Annotated in this window: 15 protein-coding genes; 9 read left to right on the top strand and 6 right to left on the bottom strand. The window is 67.2% G+C overall.

Going from position 1 to position 14758, the window contains the following annotated elements; translation table 11 throughout:
- Positions 1-3: 3 nt before the first annotated feature.
- Positions 4-1140: a GTP-binding protein gene (locus tag G6N67_RS16585; RefSeq protein ID WP_036432154.1), complete on the bottom strand. Its 1137-nt coding sequence runs from the start codon at positions 1138-1140 to the stop codon at positions 4-6.
- A 57-nt stretch (positions 1141-1197) separates the two neighbouring features.
- Here G6N67_RS16585 and G6N67_RS16590 point away from each other — a divergent pair, with 57 nt between their 5' ends.
- From G6N67_RS16590 to G6N67_RS16605, 4 genes are read left to right on the top strand one after another with little or no spacing between them, the layout of a single operon-like run.
- The gene (locus tag G6N67_RS16590) at positions 1198-2202 is read left to right on the top strand and encodes a metal ABC transporter solute-binding protein, Zn/Mn family (protein WP_036435374.1); all 1005 of its coding nucleotides are present in this window, start codon (positions 1198-1200) and stop codon (positions 2200-2202) included.
- A complete protein-coding gene (locus tag G6N67_RS16595) occupies positions 2189-2965 on the top strand; it encodes a metal ABC transporter ATP-binding protein (protein WP_036432157.1) in 777 nt (258 codons plus the stop codon). Before G6N67_RS16590 ends, G6N67_RS16595 begins: the two co-directional genes overlap by 14 nt.
- Positions 2965-3837, top strand: coding sequence for a metal ABC transporter permease (locus G6N67_RS16600; RefSeq protein WP_036432159.1), 873 nt, complete (start codon positions 2965-2967; stop codon positions 3835-3837). Before G6N67_RS16595 ends, G6N67_RS16600 begins: the two co-directional genes overlap by 1 nt.
- A gap of 40 nt (positions 3838-3877) precedes the next feature.
- Positions 3878-4978 carry an Rv3575c family transcriptional regulator gene (locus tag G6N67_RS16605; protein ID WP_036432161.1) on the top strand — a complete coding sequence of 367 codons (1101 nt, stop codon included), beginning with the start codon at positions 3878-3880 and terminating at the stop codon, positions 4976-4978.
- On the opposite strand, the gene otsB is transcribed toward G6N67_RS16605, so the two are convergent.
- On the bottom strand, positions 4975-5724 hold the full coding sequence (gene otsB, locus G6N67_RS16610; protein WP_036432163.1) for a trehalose-phosphatase: 750 nt from the start codon (positions 5722-5724) through the stop codon (positions 4975-4977). The genes G6N67_RS16605 and otsB overlap by 4 nt on opposite strands.
- A 3-nt stretch (positions 5725-5727) precedes the next feature.
- Positions 5728-6408 (bottom strand): cholesterol catabolism transcriptional regulator KstR, encoded by a 681-nt coding sequence (kstR, locus tag G6N67_RS16615; RefSeq protein WP_036432166.1) that lies wholly within the window; start codon positions 6406-6408, stop codon positions 5728-5730.
- Between the two features lie 198 nt (positions 6409-6606).
- On the opposite strand from kstR, the gene G6N67_RS16620 reads away from it, so the two are divergent.
- The gene (locus tag G6N67_RS16620; RefSeq protein ID WP_036432167.1) at positions 6607-8709 is read left to right on the top strand and encodes an acyl-CoA dehydrogenase family protein; all 2103 of its coding nucleotides are present in this window, start codon (positions 6607-6609) and stop codon (positions 8707-8709) included.
- Between the two features lie 78 nt (positions 8710-8787).
- Here G6N67_RS16620 and G6N67_RS16625 read toward each other — a convergent pair whose 3' ends face one another.
- Positions 8788-9405 carry a TetR/AcrR family transcriptional regulator gene (locus G6N67_RS16625; protein WP_036435377.1) on the bottom strand — a complete coding sequence of 206 codons (618 nt, stop codon included), beginning with the start codon at positions 9403-9405 and terminating at the stop codon, positions 8788-8790.
- 83 nt (positions 9406-9488) lie between these two features.
- Between G6N67_RS16625 and G6N67_RS16630 the strand changes: the two genes are divergently transcribed.
- Complete coding sequence (locus G6N67_RS16630) at positions 9489-10004, top strand: Rv1443c family protein (protein WP_036432170.1); 516 nt, start codon at positions 9489-9491, stop codon at positions 10002-10004.
- Here the strand turns inward: G6N67_RS16630 and G6N67_RS16635 are convergent.
- Together G6N67_RS16635 and G6N67_RS16640 are read right to left on the bottom strand one after the other, a co-directional pair.
- Positions 9933-10505, bottom strand: a complete 573-nt coding sequence (locus G6N67_RS16635; protein WP_036432172.1) for a hypothetical protein — start codon at positions 10503-10505, stop codon at positions 9933-9935. The genes G6N67_RS16630 and G6N67_RS16635 overlap by 72 nt on opposite strands.
- A 22-nt stretch (positions 10506-10527) precedes the next feature.
- Entirely contained in the window at positions 10528-11586 is a 1059-nt protein-coding gene (locus tag G6N67_RS16640) for a ferredoxin--NADP reductase (protein WP_036432175.1), read from the bottom strand.
- Positions 11587-11794: 208 nt separating this feature from the next.
- Between G6N67_RS16640 and hsaA the strand changes: the two genes are divergently transcribed.
- From hsaA to hsaC, 3 genes are read left to right on the top strand one after another with little or no spacing between them, the layout of a single operon-like run.
- A complete protein-coding gene (gene hsaA / locus G6N67_RS16645) occupies positions 11795-12985 on the top strand; it encodes a 3-hydroxy-9,10-secoandrosta-1,3,5(10)-triene-9,17-dione monooxygenase oxygenase subunit (RefSeq protein ID WP_036432178.1) in 1191 nt (396 codons plus the stop codon).
- A gap of 1 nt (position 12986) precedes the next feature.
- Complete coding sequence (gene hsaD, locus G6N67_RS16650) at positions 12987-13853, top strand: 4,5:9,10-diseco-3-hydroxy-5,9,17-trioxoandrosta-1(10),2-diene-4-oate hydrolase (protein WP_036432180.1); 867 nt, start codon at positions 12987-12989, stop codon at positions 13851-13853.
- A gap of 3 nt (positions 13854-13856) precedes the next feature.
- The gene (gene hsaC, locus G6N67_RS16655) at positions 13857-14756 is read left to right on the top strand and encodes an iron-dependent extradiol dioxygenase HsaC (protein ID WP_036432181.1); all 900 of its coding nucleotides are present in this window, start codon (positions 13857-13859) and stop codon (positions 14754-14756) included.
- The last annotated feature ends 2 nt before the right edge of the window (positions 14757-14758 follow it).

The following is a 14758-nucleotide window of genomic DNA, read 5'->3' on the forward strand; positions in this document are numbered from 1 at the left end:
GCCTCAGTGAGAATGCACGTGCGTCACATGCCATTCGGGCAGCGGATCGGGGTAGCGCAGCCACGCCTGCTCGCCGTCGGCCAGCTCGGCATCGGTCAGCAGCGCTGACCGCAGGTTTGCGTCGAGCGCGGCCCAGTCGATCCCGATGCCGATGAACACGATCTCCTGGCCTGGCTCGATCTCGGTCGATGACCAGAACTGGGCGGGATCGATCACCAGGTTCGGGCCGGCCTGCGACCAGATCGCGGCGATCGACGGCCGGCTCGCGATCCAGCAGAAACCCTTGCTGCGCAATAAACCTTGGGCCTGGTCCAGAACGGACGCCAGCCGCTGTGGATGAAACGGGCGATCGGCGCGGAACGTCGTCGACCCGATGCCGTACTCCTCGGTCTCCGGGGTGTGGCCCGATGCGATCTCCTCGTCCCAGCCGGGCAATTGGGCCGCGGCGATCGGGTCGAACAAGCCCGTGTCGAGCACTTCGTCCAGGGCCACCACGCCATGGTCGGTATGCAGCAGCCGGGCGGTCGGGTTGAGCCGCCGGACAACGGCTTCCACCGTCCCGAGCCGTTCGGCGGTCACGAGGTCGGTCTTGTTGAGCAGGATCACGTCGGCGAACTCGACCTGGTCGACCAGCAGATCCGCCACGCTGCGGGCGTCGCCAGGGCCTGCCGTCAGCTGCCGCTCGGCCAGTGCCTCACCACGCGCGAGTTCGGTGAGAAACGTCGACGCGTCGACGACGGTCACCAAGGTGTCCAGGCGCGCCAGCGCGCCCAGGCTGAACCCGTCGTCGAACTCCCAGCTGAAGGTCGCCGCGACGGGCATGGGCTCGGAGATTCCGGTCGACTCGATCACCAGCTGGTCGAACCGGTTCTGCCGGGCCAGCGCGCCGACGGCGTCGACGAGATCCTCACGCAGCGTGCAGCAGATGCAGCCGTTGGTCAGCTCGACGAGCTTCTCTTCTGTGCGGTCGAGGTGGCCCTGTCCGGCGATCAGCGCGGCGTCGATGTTGACCTCGCTCATGTCGTTGACGATCACGGCGACGCGTTTGCCGTCCCGGTTGGCGAGGATGTGGTTGAGCAGGGTGGTCTTGCCCGCCCCGAGGAAGCCGGACAGGACGGTGACGGGCAGCAGATCGGACATCGGGCTCCTTACTGAAAATGATTTTCAATAAATCATGATCCGGATGTGCGCGAGATAATGCAAACGGTTATCGTTATCGCCGTGAACCTGCCCGTGAACCTTCGCACCCTGGCTGTCGCAGCGGTACTCACCGCCCCGTTCGTTCTGGCTGCCTGCGGTTCCGGTGAGACCACCGGCACCGAGTCGGCAGGTGACTGCCCTACCACCCCCGTCAACGTCGTGGTCAGCGTCGACCAGTGGGGCGACATCGTGTCCGAACTGGGTGGGGCGTGCGCGAAGGTGACCACGGTGCTGGCCGGCTCCTCGGTGGACCCGCACGACTTCGAACCCGCGCCGTCGGACGCCGCGAAGTTCCAGGGCGCGCAACTCGTGGTGATCAACGGCGGCCACTACGACGAGTGGGCGGCCAAGCTGGCCCAGAGCTCGGCTCCCGATGCGCCCGTCGTCGAGGCGATCGCCGGGGGCGACGATCACGACGACCATGACCATGCGGCCGAGGGCCACAGCCATGGCGACGACCACGCCGAAGGCGTCAACCCCCACGCCTGGTACAGCCCGGCCGCGGTGACATCGGTAGCCGACGCGGTGACCGCGAAGCTCAGCGAGCTGGCGCCCGACGCCAAGGACTACTTCGCCGAGCGGCGCACCGCGTTCACCGACTCGATGAAGCCCTACCAGCAGCTCATCGACACCATCAAGGCCAAGGCGTCGGGCAAGACCTACGCAGCCAGCGAGGCGGTGTTCGACGACATGGCGGGCGCCGTGGGCCTGGTCAACCGCACGCCCGCGGGTTACCAGGTCGCGTCGTCGAATGAGTCTGACCCGTCACCGGCCGACCTCGACGCGTTCCTGCGCCTGCTCGGCGACAAGGGCGTCGACGTGCTCATCTACAACACCCAGACCGAGGGCTCGGTGCCGCAACAGCTGCGCGCGGCGGCCGAGAAGGCGGGCGTGCCCGTGGTCGATGTGACCGAAACGGTGGCGCCGGGAGCGGATTCGTTCGAGGCTTGGCAGGTGGCACAACTCACCGCGCTGGCCAAGGCTCTTGGTGTCCAGCAGTAACGACGAACCCGCGCTGGTCTTCGACGATGTCAGCGTCGTCCGCGGCGGACGGCTGATCTGGTCGGAGGGCACCTTCGAGATCCCGGCAGGCGGCATCGTCGCGCTGATCGGGTCCAACGGATCCGGCAAGTCGACCATGCTTCAGGTCGTGCTGGGACTGCTGCCGGTCGCGTCGGGCTCGGTGCGGGTGCTGGGGAGCCGGCCCGGGGAACGCAACGACGTGATCGGCTATGTGCCGCAGGATTACGTCGCAGGCGCCGGCGAGGCGATCCGGGCGCGTGACGCGGTGACGCTGGGCCTGACCGGACGTCGATGGGGCTTCAGCCGCACCACGCGAGCCGACAAGGCCCGCGTCGCCGAGGCGCTGGAGTGGGTCGAGGCCGACGGATTCGCCGACATGCGGGTCTCACAGCTGTCCGGCGGGCAGCGGCAGCGCATCGCGCTGGCCAATGCGCTTGTGGGACACCCGAAGATGCTCATCCTCGACGAGCCGCTGGCCGCGCTCGACCTACGCAACCAACATGAGATCGTGCGGCTGCTGGCCCGGCTCAACGACGAGCTGGGCATCACGATTCTCGTTGTCGCCCACGACCTCAACCCACTGCTTTCGGTCCTCGACAGCGCCATCTACCTGCTCGACGGCCATGCCCACCACGCGGCGATCCACGAGGTGGTGGATGCTGATCTGCTGACCCACCTGTACGGCACCAAGGTGCAGGTGGCCAACACCTTGCAGGGGCAGATGTACATGAGGAGCGTGTGATGCAGACGGGCCTGCTCGCGGGCAGCATGGCGTTGGGCTATCAGCACAACTGGTGGCAGATCCTCACGTCGGCGTTCATGCGCAACGCGTTGCTCGGCGGCACCCTGGTCGCCCTGGCGGCGGGTTTGATCGGCTACTTCATCATCGTGCGCAATACGGCGTTCGCCGCGCACGCGTTGGCGCACATCGGATTGCCCGGCGCGACCGGCGCCGCTCTGGTGGGACTGCCCGTCGTGCTCGGCCTCGGGGTGTTCTGCATCGGTGGCGCGCTGGTCATCGGGGCGCTCGGAAAACGTGCTGACGACCGGGAAGTCGCGACCGGGACAGTGCTCGCGCTGGCCACCGGTTTCGGGTTGTTCTTCAACTCGCTGGCCACCAAGAACTCGTCGACCCTGACCAACGTCCTGTTCGGCAACCTGTTGGCCATCACCCACCAGCAACTGCTGACGTTCACGGCGCTGCTGGTGGTGCTGGCCGCCACGGTCGTATTCATCTACCGCCCTTTGCTGTTCGCATCGGTCAACGCTCAGGTGGCCGAGGCCAAGGGGGTTCCGGTGCGCGCGCTCGCGGTGCTGTTCATGGCGCTGCTCGGCGTGGCCGTAACCATGGCCGTGCAGGCCGTCGGCACGCTGCTGTTGTTCGCGCTCGTCGTCACCCCGGCCGCCACCGCGATCATGCTGACGGCTCAGCCGCTGGCAGCGATGGCGATCTCGACCGGCATCAGCCTGGTCTCGGTGTGGGCCGGGCTCGCGGTTTCCGCGATCTTCAACATGCCGCCGAGTTTCGTGATCGTCACCATCGCGTGCGTCATCTGGCTCGTGGTGTGGACGCTCAACCGGGTAACTCACCCGACGCGCCCGATTACCGTCTGACTGCGACCGTCCGGCGGGCCATCCACTAGCCTCAGAAAGCATGCCGAGGAGTCCCCACCCGCCGAGGAGGGCGACACTGGCTTCCCTTGCGGCGGAACTGAAGGTTTCGCGCACCACGATCTCGAACGCCTACAACCGTCCTGACCAACTATCGGCGGATCTGCGTGAGCGCATCTTCGACGCCGCCAAGCGGCTGGGCTATCCGGGGCCCGATCCGGTGGCACGGTCGCTGCGGACCCGCAAGGCCGGCGCAGTCGGGTTGATGATCACCGAGCCACTCAACTACTCCTTCAGCGATCCCGCGGCGTTGGATTTCGTTGCCGGTCTTGCCGAGTCGTGTGAGGCGGTCGGGCAGGGCCTGCTGCTGGTCGCGGTTGGCCCCAACCGCAGCTTCGAGGAGGGTTCGGCTGCGGTGCTGTCGGCCGGCGTGGACGGATTCGTCGTGTACTCGGCCTCCGACGACGACCCCTACCTGCCCATCGTGCGGCAGCGGCACCTTCCGGTGGTCGTGGTGGACCAGCCCAAGGATGTGCCGGGGGTTTCGCGGATCTCGATCGACGACCGGGGCGGCATGCGCAAGCTCGCTGAACACGTGCTCGAACTCGGCCACCGCGACATCGGTCTGCTCACCATGCGGCTGGGCCGGGACTGGCCGCACGGCAACCCGAAACCGGCGCTGGCCGACCCGGATCGGCTGCTCACGCCACATTTCCACGTGCAGCGCGAACGTATCCATGGCGTCTATGAGGCGATGATCGGCTACGGACTCGATCCCGGGTCGTTGACGGTCGTGGAGAGCTACGAGCACCTGCCGACGTCGGGTGGCGCGGCCGCGGAGGTCGCGTTGGAGGCCAATCCGCGGCTCACCGCGCTCATGTGCACGGCCGACGTGCTGGCGCTGTCGGCCATGGATTACCTGCGTGCGCGTGGCATCTACGTGCCGGGGCAGATGACCGTGACGGGATTCGACGGCGTGCCGGAGGCGTTGCGCCGGGGTTTGAGCACGGTCGTGCAGTCGAGTGTCGAGAAGGGCAGGCGTGCCGGGGACATCCTGCACAATCCGCCGCGGTCGGGTCTGCCGGTGATCGACGTGCTCGACATCGAGGTGGTGCGGGGCCGGACGTCGGGCCCGCCCGCCTAGCGGGCCTGACGCTGCTCCAGCAGGTACTTCAGCGCGACGGCGACGTCCTCGGGCGCGGAAATCCGGTACGCGGCCTGGGTTTCGCCGGGGCCGACCTTGACGCCGACGTCGCTGTCACGCATACGTCGGAATGCCTTCTCGTCGGTCACGTCGTCGCCGAAATAGACCACGGCCGACGCGTCGTGCTCGTTGCGCAGGATGTCGATGGCCTCACCCTTGTCGGTCGTGATCACCGCGAACTCGAGCACGGCCTTGCCCTCGGTCAGCTGCGCGTCCCACGCCTGCGCTGCCGCGCGAGCCTGGGCCAGTGCGGCGTCGGCGTCGGGTGCCGAAGCGTTGCGCACGTGCAACGCGACGCTGGCCGGTTTGAGTTCGACGGTGACGCCCGGCCTGTCTGCGGCGATCGACTGCAGTTCGCGGGCGATCGTGCCGAGCAGTGCTTCGTCGATCGGGTGGGTGAAACCCGAATCGAACTCGGCGCCGTGACTGCCGACCAGATGGACCGACGCGGGCATCCCCGACAGACTGCGCAGCACGTCGAGGGCGCGGCCTGAGATCAACGCCGCGGCGGTGTCGGGCAGGCCGGCGAGCGCGACGAGCGTCTCGGCGGCGTCCGCGAGCGGCCGCGCATCGGCGGGATTGTTGACGATCGGCGAGAGCGTGCCGTCGAAGTCGGACGTGACCAACAGCCGGGGTGCGAGGGCCGCTCGGGTGAGGACGTGCGACAGTTCGGCAGGCAGGCTCACCCGTCAGATCTTAGGTTGGTCCTCGGCGCCGATGAGCAGTCGCACGGCCAGGTCCAGCCGCTTGGAGACGTCGGTCGCCGACGCGCGCCGGGTCAGCCAGGCCAGCAGGTTCGACAGCCACACGTCGGAGATCACACGCGCGATGTGGTACTGGTCCTCGGTCGGTTCGCCGTCGCTCATGGCGCGCGCGAACATCGAGTCCATGAGCTTGCCGACGTGGTCCACCTCGCCGGCGGCCGACGCGTCGGCGAACACGAACGCCCTGGTCATGGCTTCCGTGAGCAGCGGATTGCGCTGCATCGCGCGGTTGAGCTTGCCGACCATGAAGTTCAGCCGCTGATACGGGGTGCCTCCCGACAGCGAGGCTCGATCGGTCTTGGCGTCGATGCGCTCGAACTCCCGGCCGAGGGCCGACACCAGCAGGTGAACCTTGGAGGGGAAGTACCGGTAGAGCGTCCCGACGGCGACATCGGCCCGTTCGGCCACCGCACGCATCTGAACCGCCTCGTACCCACCCTTGGACGCGATGGCCAGGGTCGCGTCGAGGATTCGTTTGCGACGTTCCCGCTGGGCTTCAGAGCCGAGTTCGGATTCTGCGAGCACTGCCACGTTCAGAACCTCACGTGGGCGCGAGTCCGCCCCCGAGGACGAATCGGTGGATGCTGACTGCGACACCCCAGACATGTGGCTGGCGACTCCTTCTCATTGCGTACCTCGTGGAAAACGATACGCACGCCGGTCTCCTTTTTCTCACCCCCGAGCCGGTAAGACACGGACGTGTCCTGCTACAACGCCGGTCGACTTGACGGTCGAACACTGTCACCATTAGAACACGTTCTAGTGGGAAGCACGGACTTCTCGCACTACGACTAGGAGCCGACCTTGTCCGCTACCGTCACTGACGAGCAGTCCGCTGCCCGCGACCTGGTACGAAGCTGGGCCGCGGCTTCCGGGGCGATCGATGCCGTGCGAGAGGTCGAACACGATCCCGCAGCCTGGCGCGCGCCGTATCAGGCGTTCGCCGAACTGGGGATCTTCGGTGTGGCCGTTCCCGAAGAGTCGGGCGGTGCGGGCAGCTCGGTCGAGGATCTGTGCGCCATGATCGACGAGGCCGCCGCTGCCCTGGTGCCGGGGCCGGTCGCGACGACGGCGCTGGCGACCCTGCTGGTGACCGATCCGGGATTGCTCGACGCGCTGATGTCGGGGCAGCGGACCGCCGGTGTCGCGCTGAGTTCCGATGTCGCCGTCGACGGGAACCGCGCGAGCGGCACAGCCGACCATGTGTTGGGTGCCGACGCCGCAGGCGTGCTGGTGCTGCGGGCCGGTGACGCGGTGGTGCTGATCGACGCCCAGGCTGACGGTGTGAGCGTCGAATCCCTGGCAGCAACCGACTTCTCGGTTCCGCTGGCCCGCGTTGTGCTCGATTCGGCTCCCGCGGAGGTTTTGGACGTCTCGGTGCAGCGGTTCGAGGATCTGGCCGTCACCGTGCTCGCGGCCGAGCTGGCCGGGCTGTCCCGCTGGGCGCTGCAGACCGCGACCGAATATGCCAAGGTGCGTGAGCAGTTCGGCAAGCCGATCGGCAGCTTCCAGGCCGTCAAGCACATGTGCGCCGAGATGCTGTTGCGCTCTGAGCAGGCCGCGGTGTCGGCGGGCGATGCCGCACGCGCCGCGGCTGGTTCCGATGATCCGCAGCTGTCGATCGCCGCCGCGATCGCCGCGGCCGTGGGCATCGACGCGGCGCAGGTCAACGCCAAGGACTGCATTCAGGTGCTGGGTGGCATCGGCATCACGTGGGAACACGACGCGCACCTGTATCTGCGTCGCGCATACGGGATTTCGCACTTTCTCGGTGGCCGGCGCCGGTGGCTGCGCCGGGTCGCGGCGCTGACGCAGCAGGGCGTGCGACGTGAGCTCCGGATCGACCTGGAATCGGTGGAGGATCTGCGACCCGAGATCAGCGCCGCGGTCGCCGAGGTGGCGGCCCTGCCCGCCGAGAAGCGGCAGGTCGCGCTGGCCGACTCGGGTCTGCTTGCGCCGCACTGGCCCCGGCCGTACGGGCGGGCGGCCGGGCCTGCCGAGCAGCTGCTGATCGACCAGGAGTTGGCCGCCGCGAAGGTCGAGCGCCCCGACCTGGTGATCGGATGGTGGGCCGTGCCCACGATCCTCGAGCACGGCAGGCCCGAGCAGATCGAGCAGTTCGTGCCGCCGACGCTGCGAGGCGAGTTGACGTGGTGCCAGCTGTTCTCCGAGCCGGGTGCGGGTTCCGACCTGGCGGCGCTGCGCACGAAAGCCGTTCGCGCCGAGGGTGGTTGGAAGCTCACGGGCCAGAAGGTGTGGACATCGGCGGCGCAGAAGGCGCACTGGGGCGTCTGCCTGGCCCGGACGGACGCCGACGCGCCTAAACACAAGGGCATCACGTACTTCCTGATCGACATGCGCTCACCGGGCATCGTGATCCGGCCGCTGCGGGAGATCACGGGCGACGAACTGTTCAACGAGGTGTTCTTCGACGACGTGTTCGTGCCCGACGAGATGGTCGTCGGCACCGTCAACGACGGCTGGCGGCTGGCCCGCACGACGCTGGCCAACGAGCGCGTCGCGATGGCAGGCGGTACGGCCCTTGGCAATCCGATGGAAGAGCTGCTGCGCACCGTCAGCACGCTCGACCTGGATCCGGCCGATCAGGATCGGTTGGGTGGGCTGATCCTGGCCGCCCAGGTGGGCTCACTGCTGGATCAGCGGATCGCGCAGCTGGCCGTCGGCGGCAAGGATCCGGGGGCGGAAGCCAGCGCCCGCAAGCTGATCGGTGTGCGGTACCGCCAGGCGCTCGCCGAGTTCCGCATGGAGCTCTCCGATGGCGGTGGCGTCGTGGTCAACCACGAGGTGCACGACTTCCTCAACACCCGCTGCCTGACCATCGCAGGCGGCACCGAGCAGATCCTGCTGACCCTGGCCGGCGAGCGCCTCCTGGGCCTGCCGCGGTAGCTCACCTTCTCTGCCGAGCAGACGTATAGGTACCCGGGAACGCGCTTTCCCGAGTACCTATGCGTCTGCTCGGCAGGTTTAGTGACCCCGTAGATACCCCGCCAGCATCGCAACGATGCCGTCCTCGAGTTGCCCGGCGTCGGCGGGCTTTTCGCACGCCAGCAGCCGGTGAGTGAGCGATTCGATGGTCGCGACCACCATGCGCGCCGCGAACGCGGTGTCCTCGACCGTGACGTCGGGATGGTTGTCGAGCAGGGCCTGTGCGAGTTGCACCGAGCCGTCCTCGGTGTGGTGCAAGCGATTCAACAGTGCGGGTGAGCGTGGCGCCTCCTCGAACAGCACGCGGTGCAACCGGGTGTCGTCGCGATGGTTGTCGATCGCGGCCCGCACGAACAGCCGGAGCAGCTCGTCGAGGGATTCGGGCAGACCGTCGGCCGTGCGGTCGGTCAGCAGTGCCGCGCCCGCGTCGATGTGCGCGTCGGTGAGTGCCGACAGAATCGCGTCCTTGTTCGGAAAGTACTGATACAGCGAACCGATCGACAGGTCGGCGGCTTCGGCGATGCGGTTCGTGGTGCCCGCGGCGTAGCCGTACTCGGCGAAAATGCGAGCAGCCGCGTCGAGGATGCGCTGGCGGGTTTCGGCCGAGCGCTGCTGTCTGGGCTGCTTGCGGGGCCGAAACCGGTCGGGCGGTGCCATCGTCACCTCCACGGGAAAAGCGAGTAGTCAACCGGTCCGGTCTGGTCGAGTATCAGGTAACCCTAACGGAGAGGAGCTCTTTCGTGCGTACCGTGCATACCGAGACGGTTCTGGCCACCGACACCGACCGGGTCTGGCGGGCCATGCAGCAGATCCCGACGTTTCTCTACGTCTGCCGCGGCTTGTTCGGCGTGCCGATGCTCGCGGGCCGGACCGAACCGTTCCGGGCCGGCGATCGTGGCACCGGTTGGCTGTTCGCGTTCCACGTGATCCCGGCCTATCGGCACACCATCGAGGTGCTCTCGATCGACGACGCCACCCGCACCATCCGCACGCACGAACACGGCGGTGTTCTGCGGTCCTGGAACCACACGCTGCACGTCGAACCGGTCGCAGACGGCGTGTGCCGCTACAGCGACACCGTCGAGATCGACGCAGGCCGGCTGACCGGGATGGTCAGCGTGCTCGCGCGCGGCATCTACGCCTACCGGCACCGGCGTTGGCGCAGACTGGTGCGCCGGCACCTCTCAGAAGGTGGTCTGGGCGCAGGCGGTCGGGGTGGTGAGGTTCACGCCGCCGTAGACCACCTGGATGAATGAGCACGCGATGAAGTCGGCCTTGGTGTTCGGTTGACCCGTGCTCCAGTCGGTCGGCGACGAGTCGCCGTCGACCGTGAAGCGTTCGATGGGCCCGCCGCCGAAGTAGGTCACCGAGATCTCGACGTTGTTGATCGACTTCAACATTCGAGACAGCACGTTGTCGTGATTGGCGCCCTTGACTTCGCGCGGCATGCCCGCCGGTGCGCTGTAGGAGGCCTCCTGCCAGACGTCCCTGTTCATGCTGCGCAGCGTGATGGTCTGCCGGGCCCAGGTGTCGCCGGGGAAGCCCGTCGGGCCGTCCGGGCCCAGCAGGTTGGCGCTCGTGCGGAACGTGCACATGGTGCCCGCACAGTTGGCGTCGACGTGCATCTCGATCTGGGTCGCCGGGTCGACGGGAATCGACGCGGTGGCCGAGTTGGACGCGGCCGAGGCCGACGCGGGGTTGGTCAACGCAGCAGCGGTCAGCAGGGCCGCCGCGCTCGCTGCTGTGAGCCTGTTCATCGTCAAGAAAGGTATCCGCTCGTTACTCGTCGTAGGTGACTTCTACTGAATCCGTCACCGGCGTGGCCTGGCAGCCCAGGATGAGACCCTCTTCCAGATCGGAGGGTTCGAGCACGTCGTTGACCTCCATGTCGACCTCACCGGACTTCTTGAGCACCGCGCACGCCCCGCAGTGGCCCTCCCGGCACGAGAACGGTGCGTCCAGCCCCTTGTCGAGCAGGACGTCGAGCAGTTTGGCCGAGCGCGGCCAGCGGACCTCGTGGGTCGTTCCGTCGAGCGTCACGATCGCGGTGGCCGGCCCCTGGTCGCTGTCGTCTTCTTCGATGACCACGGCGGCGAACGGGTCACTCTCCAGCGACTTGAACACCTCGATGTGGATGCGCTCGTCGGGCGTTCCCGCCTCGCGCAGTGCCTCCTGCGCGGCGGCCATGAACGGGCCGGGACCGCAGATGAAGGCGTCGCGCGCGGTGTACGGCGCGGCCAGCCCGGCCAACGCGGCCGCGCTCGGCAGGCCCTGCACGGTCTCGAGCCAGTGCACCACGGTCAACCGGTCGGAGTACTTGGCGGCCAGCTCACGCAGCGTGGCCCCGAAGATCACCGAATTCTCGTCACGGTTGGCATAGATCAGCGTGACCTTGCCGTTGCCCTCGGCCAGCGCTGTCTTACAGATCGCCATCATCGGCGTGATGCCGCTGCCCGCTGCGAGCAGCAGGAAGTCGGCGTCGAGATCCTTGGGGACGAAATTGCCGGACGGTGCCAGCACGTGCATGCGCATGCCGGTGTGGGCGTTGTCGCACAGCCAGTTCGATGCGTAGCCGTCGGCGGTGCGCTTGACCGTGACGGTCAGCTGGTCGTCGGTCGCGGGTGAACTCGACAGCGAATAGCAGCGGGCCACGGATCCGGTCCGGTCGCTGGGCACGCGCAGCGTCAGGAACTGGCCCGGCGAGTACCGCAGCTTGTCCGGGGACAGCTCGGATCCGTCGGGAACACAGAACACCAGAGAGCGGGCATCGGCGGTCTCCTCGATGACCGCAGCCACCTGCAGTTCCAGCACATGGCTGCCCAGCGGCTCATCGGTCACAGTGGGATCCTTTCTCGCCTCATAACTAGAACAGGTTACAAAACCATAGTTGCCCAGGTCCAGCGCTTGCAGCCAGGCGCTACTCGACACAAATCGTAACGTGTTCTAATCTCTGTCTAGATGATCGGCTCTTCGCGCAAGCGCCCATCGCAGGTGATCGGGCTTCGCGCAAGCGCTCATCACGATCCGCACTCTGGGAGGCAAATCCGTGACATCCATTGAACAGCGTGACGTTCAGGCAGTGCTAGCCGGCATCGACGATCTGTTGCCGCAGCTGCGTGAACGCGCCCAGGCCACCGAGGATCTGCGCAAAATCCCGCAGGAGTCGATCGACGCGCTCGACGAGATCGGGTTCTTCAAGCTGCTGCAACCCGAGCAGTGGGGTGGCCTGCAGTGCGACCCGACGGTGTTCTACGAGGCGGTTCGCCGCCTGGCCAGCGCCTGCGGTTCGACCGGCTGGGTCGCCTCGATCATCGGTGTGCACAACTGGCACCTGGCGCTGTTCGATCAGCAGGCCCAGGAAGAGGTGTGGGGCGAGGATTCGTCGGTGCGGGTGTCCTCCTCGTACGCGCCGATGGGTGCCGGTGTGGTGACCGAGGCAGGCGACGGCTACCTGGTCAACGGTTCATGGAACTGGTCCTCGGGCTGTGACCACGCCACCTGGGCGTTCCTGGGTGGCCCGGTGATCAAGGACGGCCGCCCGGTGGATTTCGGCAGCTTCCTCATCCCGATCAGCGACTACAAGATCGAGGACGTCTGGCACGTCGTCGGCCTGCGCGGCACCGGCAGCAACACCGTCGTCGTCAAGGACGTCTTCGTGCCGAAGCACCGGTTCCTGTCGTACAAGGCGATGAACGACGGCACCGCGGGCGGCTATGCGACCAACACCGCGCCGGTGTACAAGATGCCTTGGGGCACGGTGCATCCCACGACCATCTCGGCCCCGATCGTCGGCATGGCCTACGGCGCCTACGCGGCCCACGTCGAGCACCAGGGCAAGCGGGTACGCGCGGCGTTCGCGGGGGAGAAGGGCAAGGACGATCCGTTCGCCAAGGTCCGGATCGCCGAGGCCGCAAGCGATATCGACGCCGCGTGGCGTCAGCTGATCGGCAACGTCGGTGACGAGTACGCACTGCTGCAGGCAGGCAAGGAGATCCCGTTCGAGCTGCGGACGCGTGCCCGCCGAGATCAGGTCCGTGCCACGGGCCGGGCCATCGCGTCCATCGACCGGCTCTTCGAGTCGGCGGGTGCCACCGCGCTTGCCAACACCGCACCGCTGCAACGGTTCTGGCGCGACGCGCATGCCGGCCGCGTGCACGCCGCCAACGATCCGGAGCGCGCGTACATGATCTTCGGCAACAACGAGTTCGGCCTGCCGCCCGCGGACACGATGGTCTGACATGACTGCAACGCAAGAGATCACATTCGAATCCACCTCGCGCTACGCGCAGGTCGCAGACGACATGCGGCTGCACTACCACGAGGCGGGCGACCCCAGCGCGCAGACCATCGTGCTGCTGCACGGCGGTGGTCCCGGTGCGTCGAGCTGGTCGAACTTCGGCCGCAACATCGCGGTGCTCGCCGAGCGCTTTCATGTGCTCGCGGTCGACCAGCCGGGTTACGGCTACTCGGACAAGCACACCGAACACGAGCAGTACAACCGCTACAGCGCCAAGGCGCTGCTGGGCCTGTTCGACCACCTGGGTCTGCAGGGCCGGATTCCGCTGCTGGGCAATTCGCTCGGCGGCGGCACCGCGGTGCGCTTCGCGCTGGACTATCCCGACCGCGCGGGCAAGCTCGTGCTGATGGGCCCGGGCGGCCTCTCGGTCAACCTGTTCGCTCCTGACCCCACCGAGGGTGTGAAGGCGCTCGCCAAGTTCAACTTCGAGCCGACCCGCGAGAACCTCGAAGCCTTCATCCGCATCATGGTGTTCGACCAGAAGCTCGTCACGCCGGAGCTGGTCGAAGAGCGCTTTGCGATCGCCAGTACCCCGGAATCGTTGGCCGCCACGCGGGCCATGGGCAAGTCTTTCGCCGGACCCGATTTCGAGCTCGGCATGATGTGGCGTGAGGTCTACAAGCTGCGCCAGCCGGTGCTGCTGATCTGGGGCCGCGAGGACCGGGTCAACCCGCTCGACGGTGCGCTGGTCGCGGTCAAGCAGATCCCGCGGGTGCAGCTGCACGTTTTCGGGCAGTGTGGACACTGGGCACAGGTGGAGAAGTTCGACGAGTTCAACAAGCTCACCATCGATTTTCTGGGAGGCTAGCCCATGAGCATCAAGTCGCTGGGGTACCTGCGCATCGAGGCCACCGACGTCGCGGCCTGGCGGGAGTACGGCCTGAAGGTGCTCGGCATGGTCGAGGGCAAAGGTCAGACCGAAGGCGCGCTGTATTTGCGGATGGACGAGTTCCCCGCACGGCTCGTGATCGTCCCTGGCGAGCACGACCGGTTGCTGGAGTCGGGCTGGGAAACCGCGAATGCCGCGGAACTGCAGGACATCCGCAGCAGCCTCGAGGCCAATGGCACGCCGTACAAAGAGGCCACCGCCACCGAGCTGGCCGATCGCCGCGTCGACGAGATGATCGTGTTCGACGATCCCTCCGGCAACACCCTCGAGGTGTTCCACGGGGTCGCACTTGAGCACCGTCGCGTCGTCAGCCCATACGGGCACAAGTTCGTCACCGAGGAGCAGGGGCTCGGGCACGTCGTGCTGACCACCAAAGACGACGCCGAAACCCTGCACTTCTACCGTGATGTGCTCGGCTTCCACCTGCGCGACTCGATGCGGTTGCCCCCGCAACTGGTGGGCCGCCCCGCTGACGGGGAGCCGGCGTGGCTGCGCTTCCTCGGAGTCAATCCGCGCCACCACAGCCTCGCGTTCATGCCGGGCCAGACACCCAGCGGCATCGTGCACCTCATGGTCGAGGTCGGCGAGGCCGACGACGTGGGCCTGTGCCTGGACCGTGCGCTGCGGCGCAAGGTGAAGATGTCTGCGACGTTGGGCCGCCACGTCAACGACAAGATGCTGTCGTTCTACATGAAGACACCGGGCGGGTTCGACATCGAGTTCGGTTGCGAGGGGCTCGAAGTCGACGACAACGACTGGGTGGCGCGGGAGTCCACGGCCGTCAGCCTGTGGGGCCACGACTTCACCGTCGGTTTCAAGTAGCG

It is taken from the genome of Mycolicibacterium mageritense, assembly GCF_010727475.1.
In the GTDB taxonomy this organism is placed as follows: domain Bacteria; phylum Actinomycetota; class Actinomycetes; order Mycobacteriales; family Mycobacteriaceae; genus Mycobacterium; species Mycobacterium mageritense.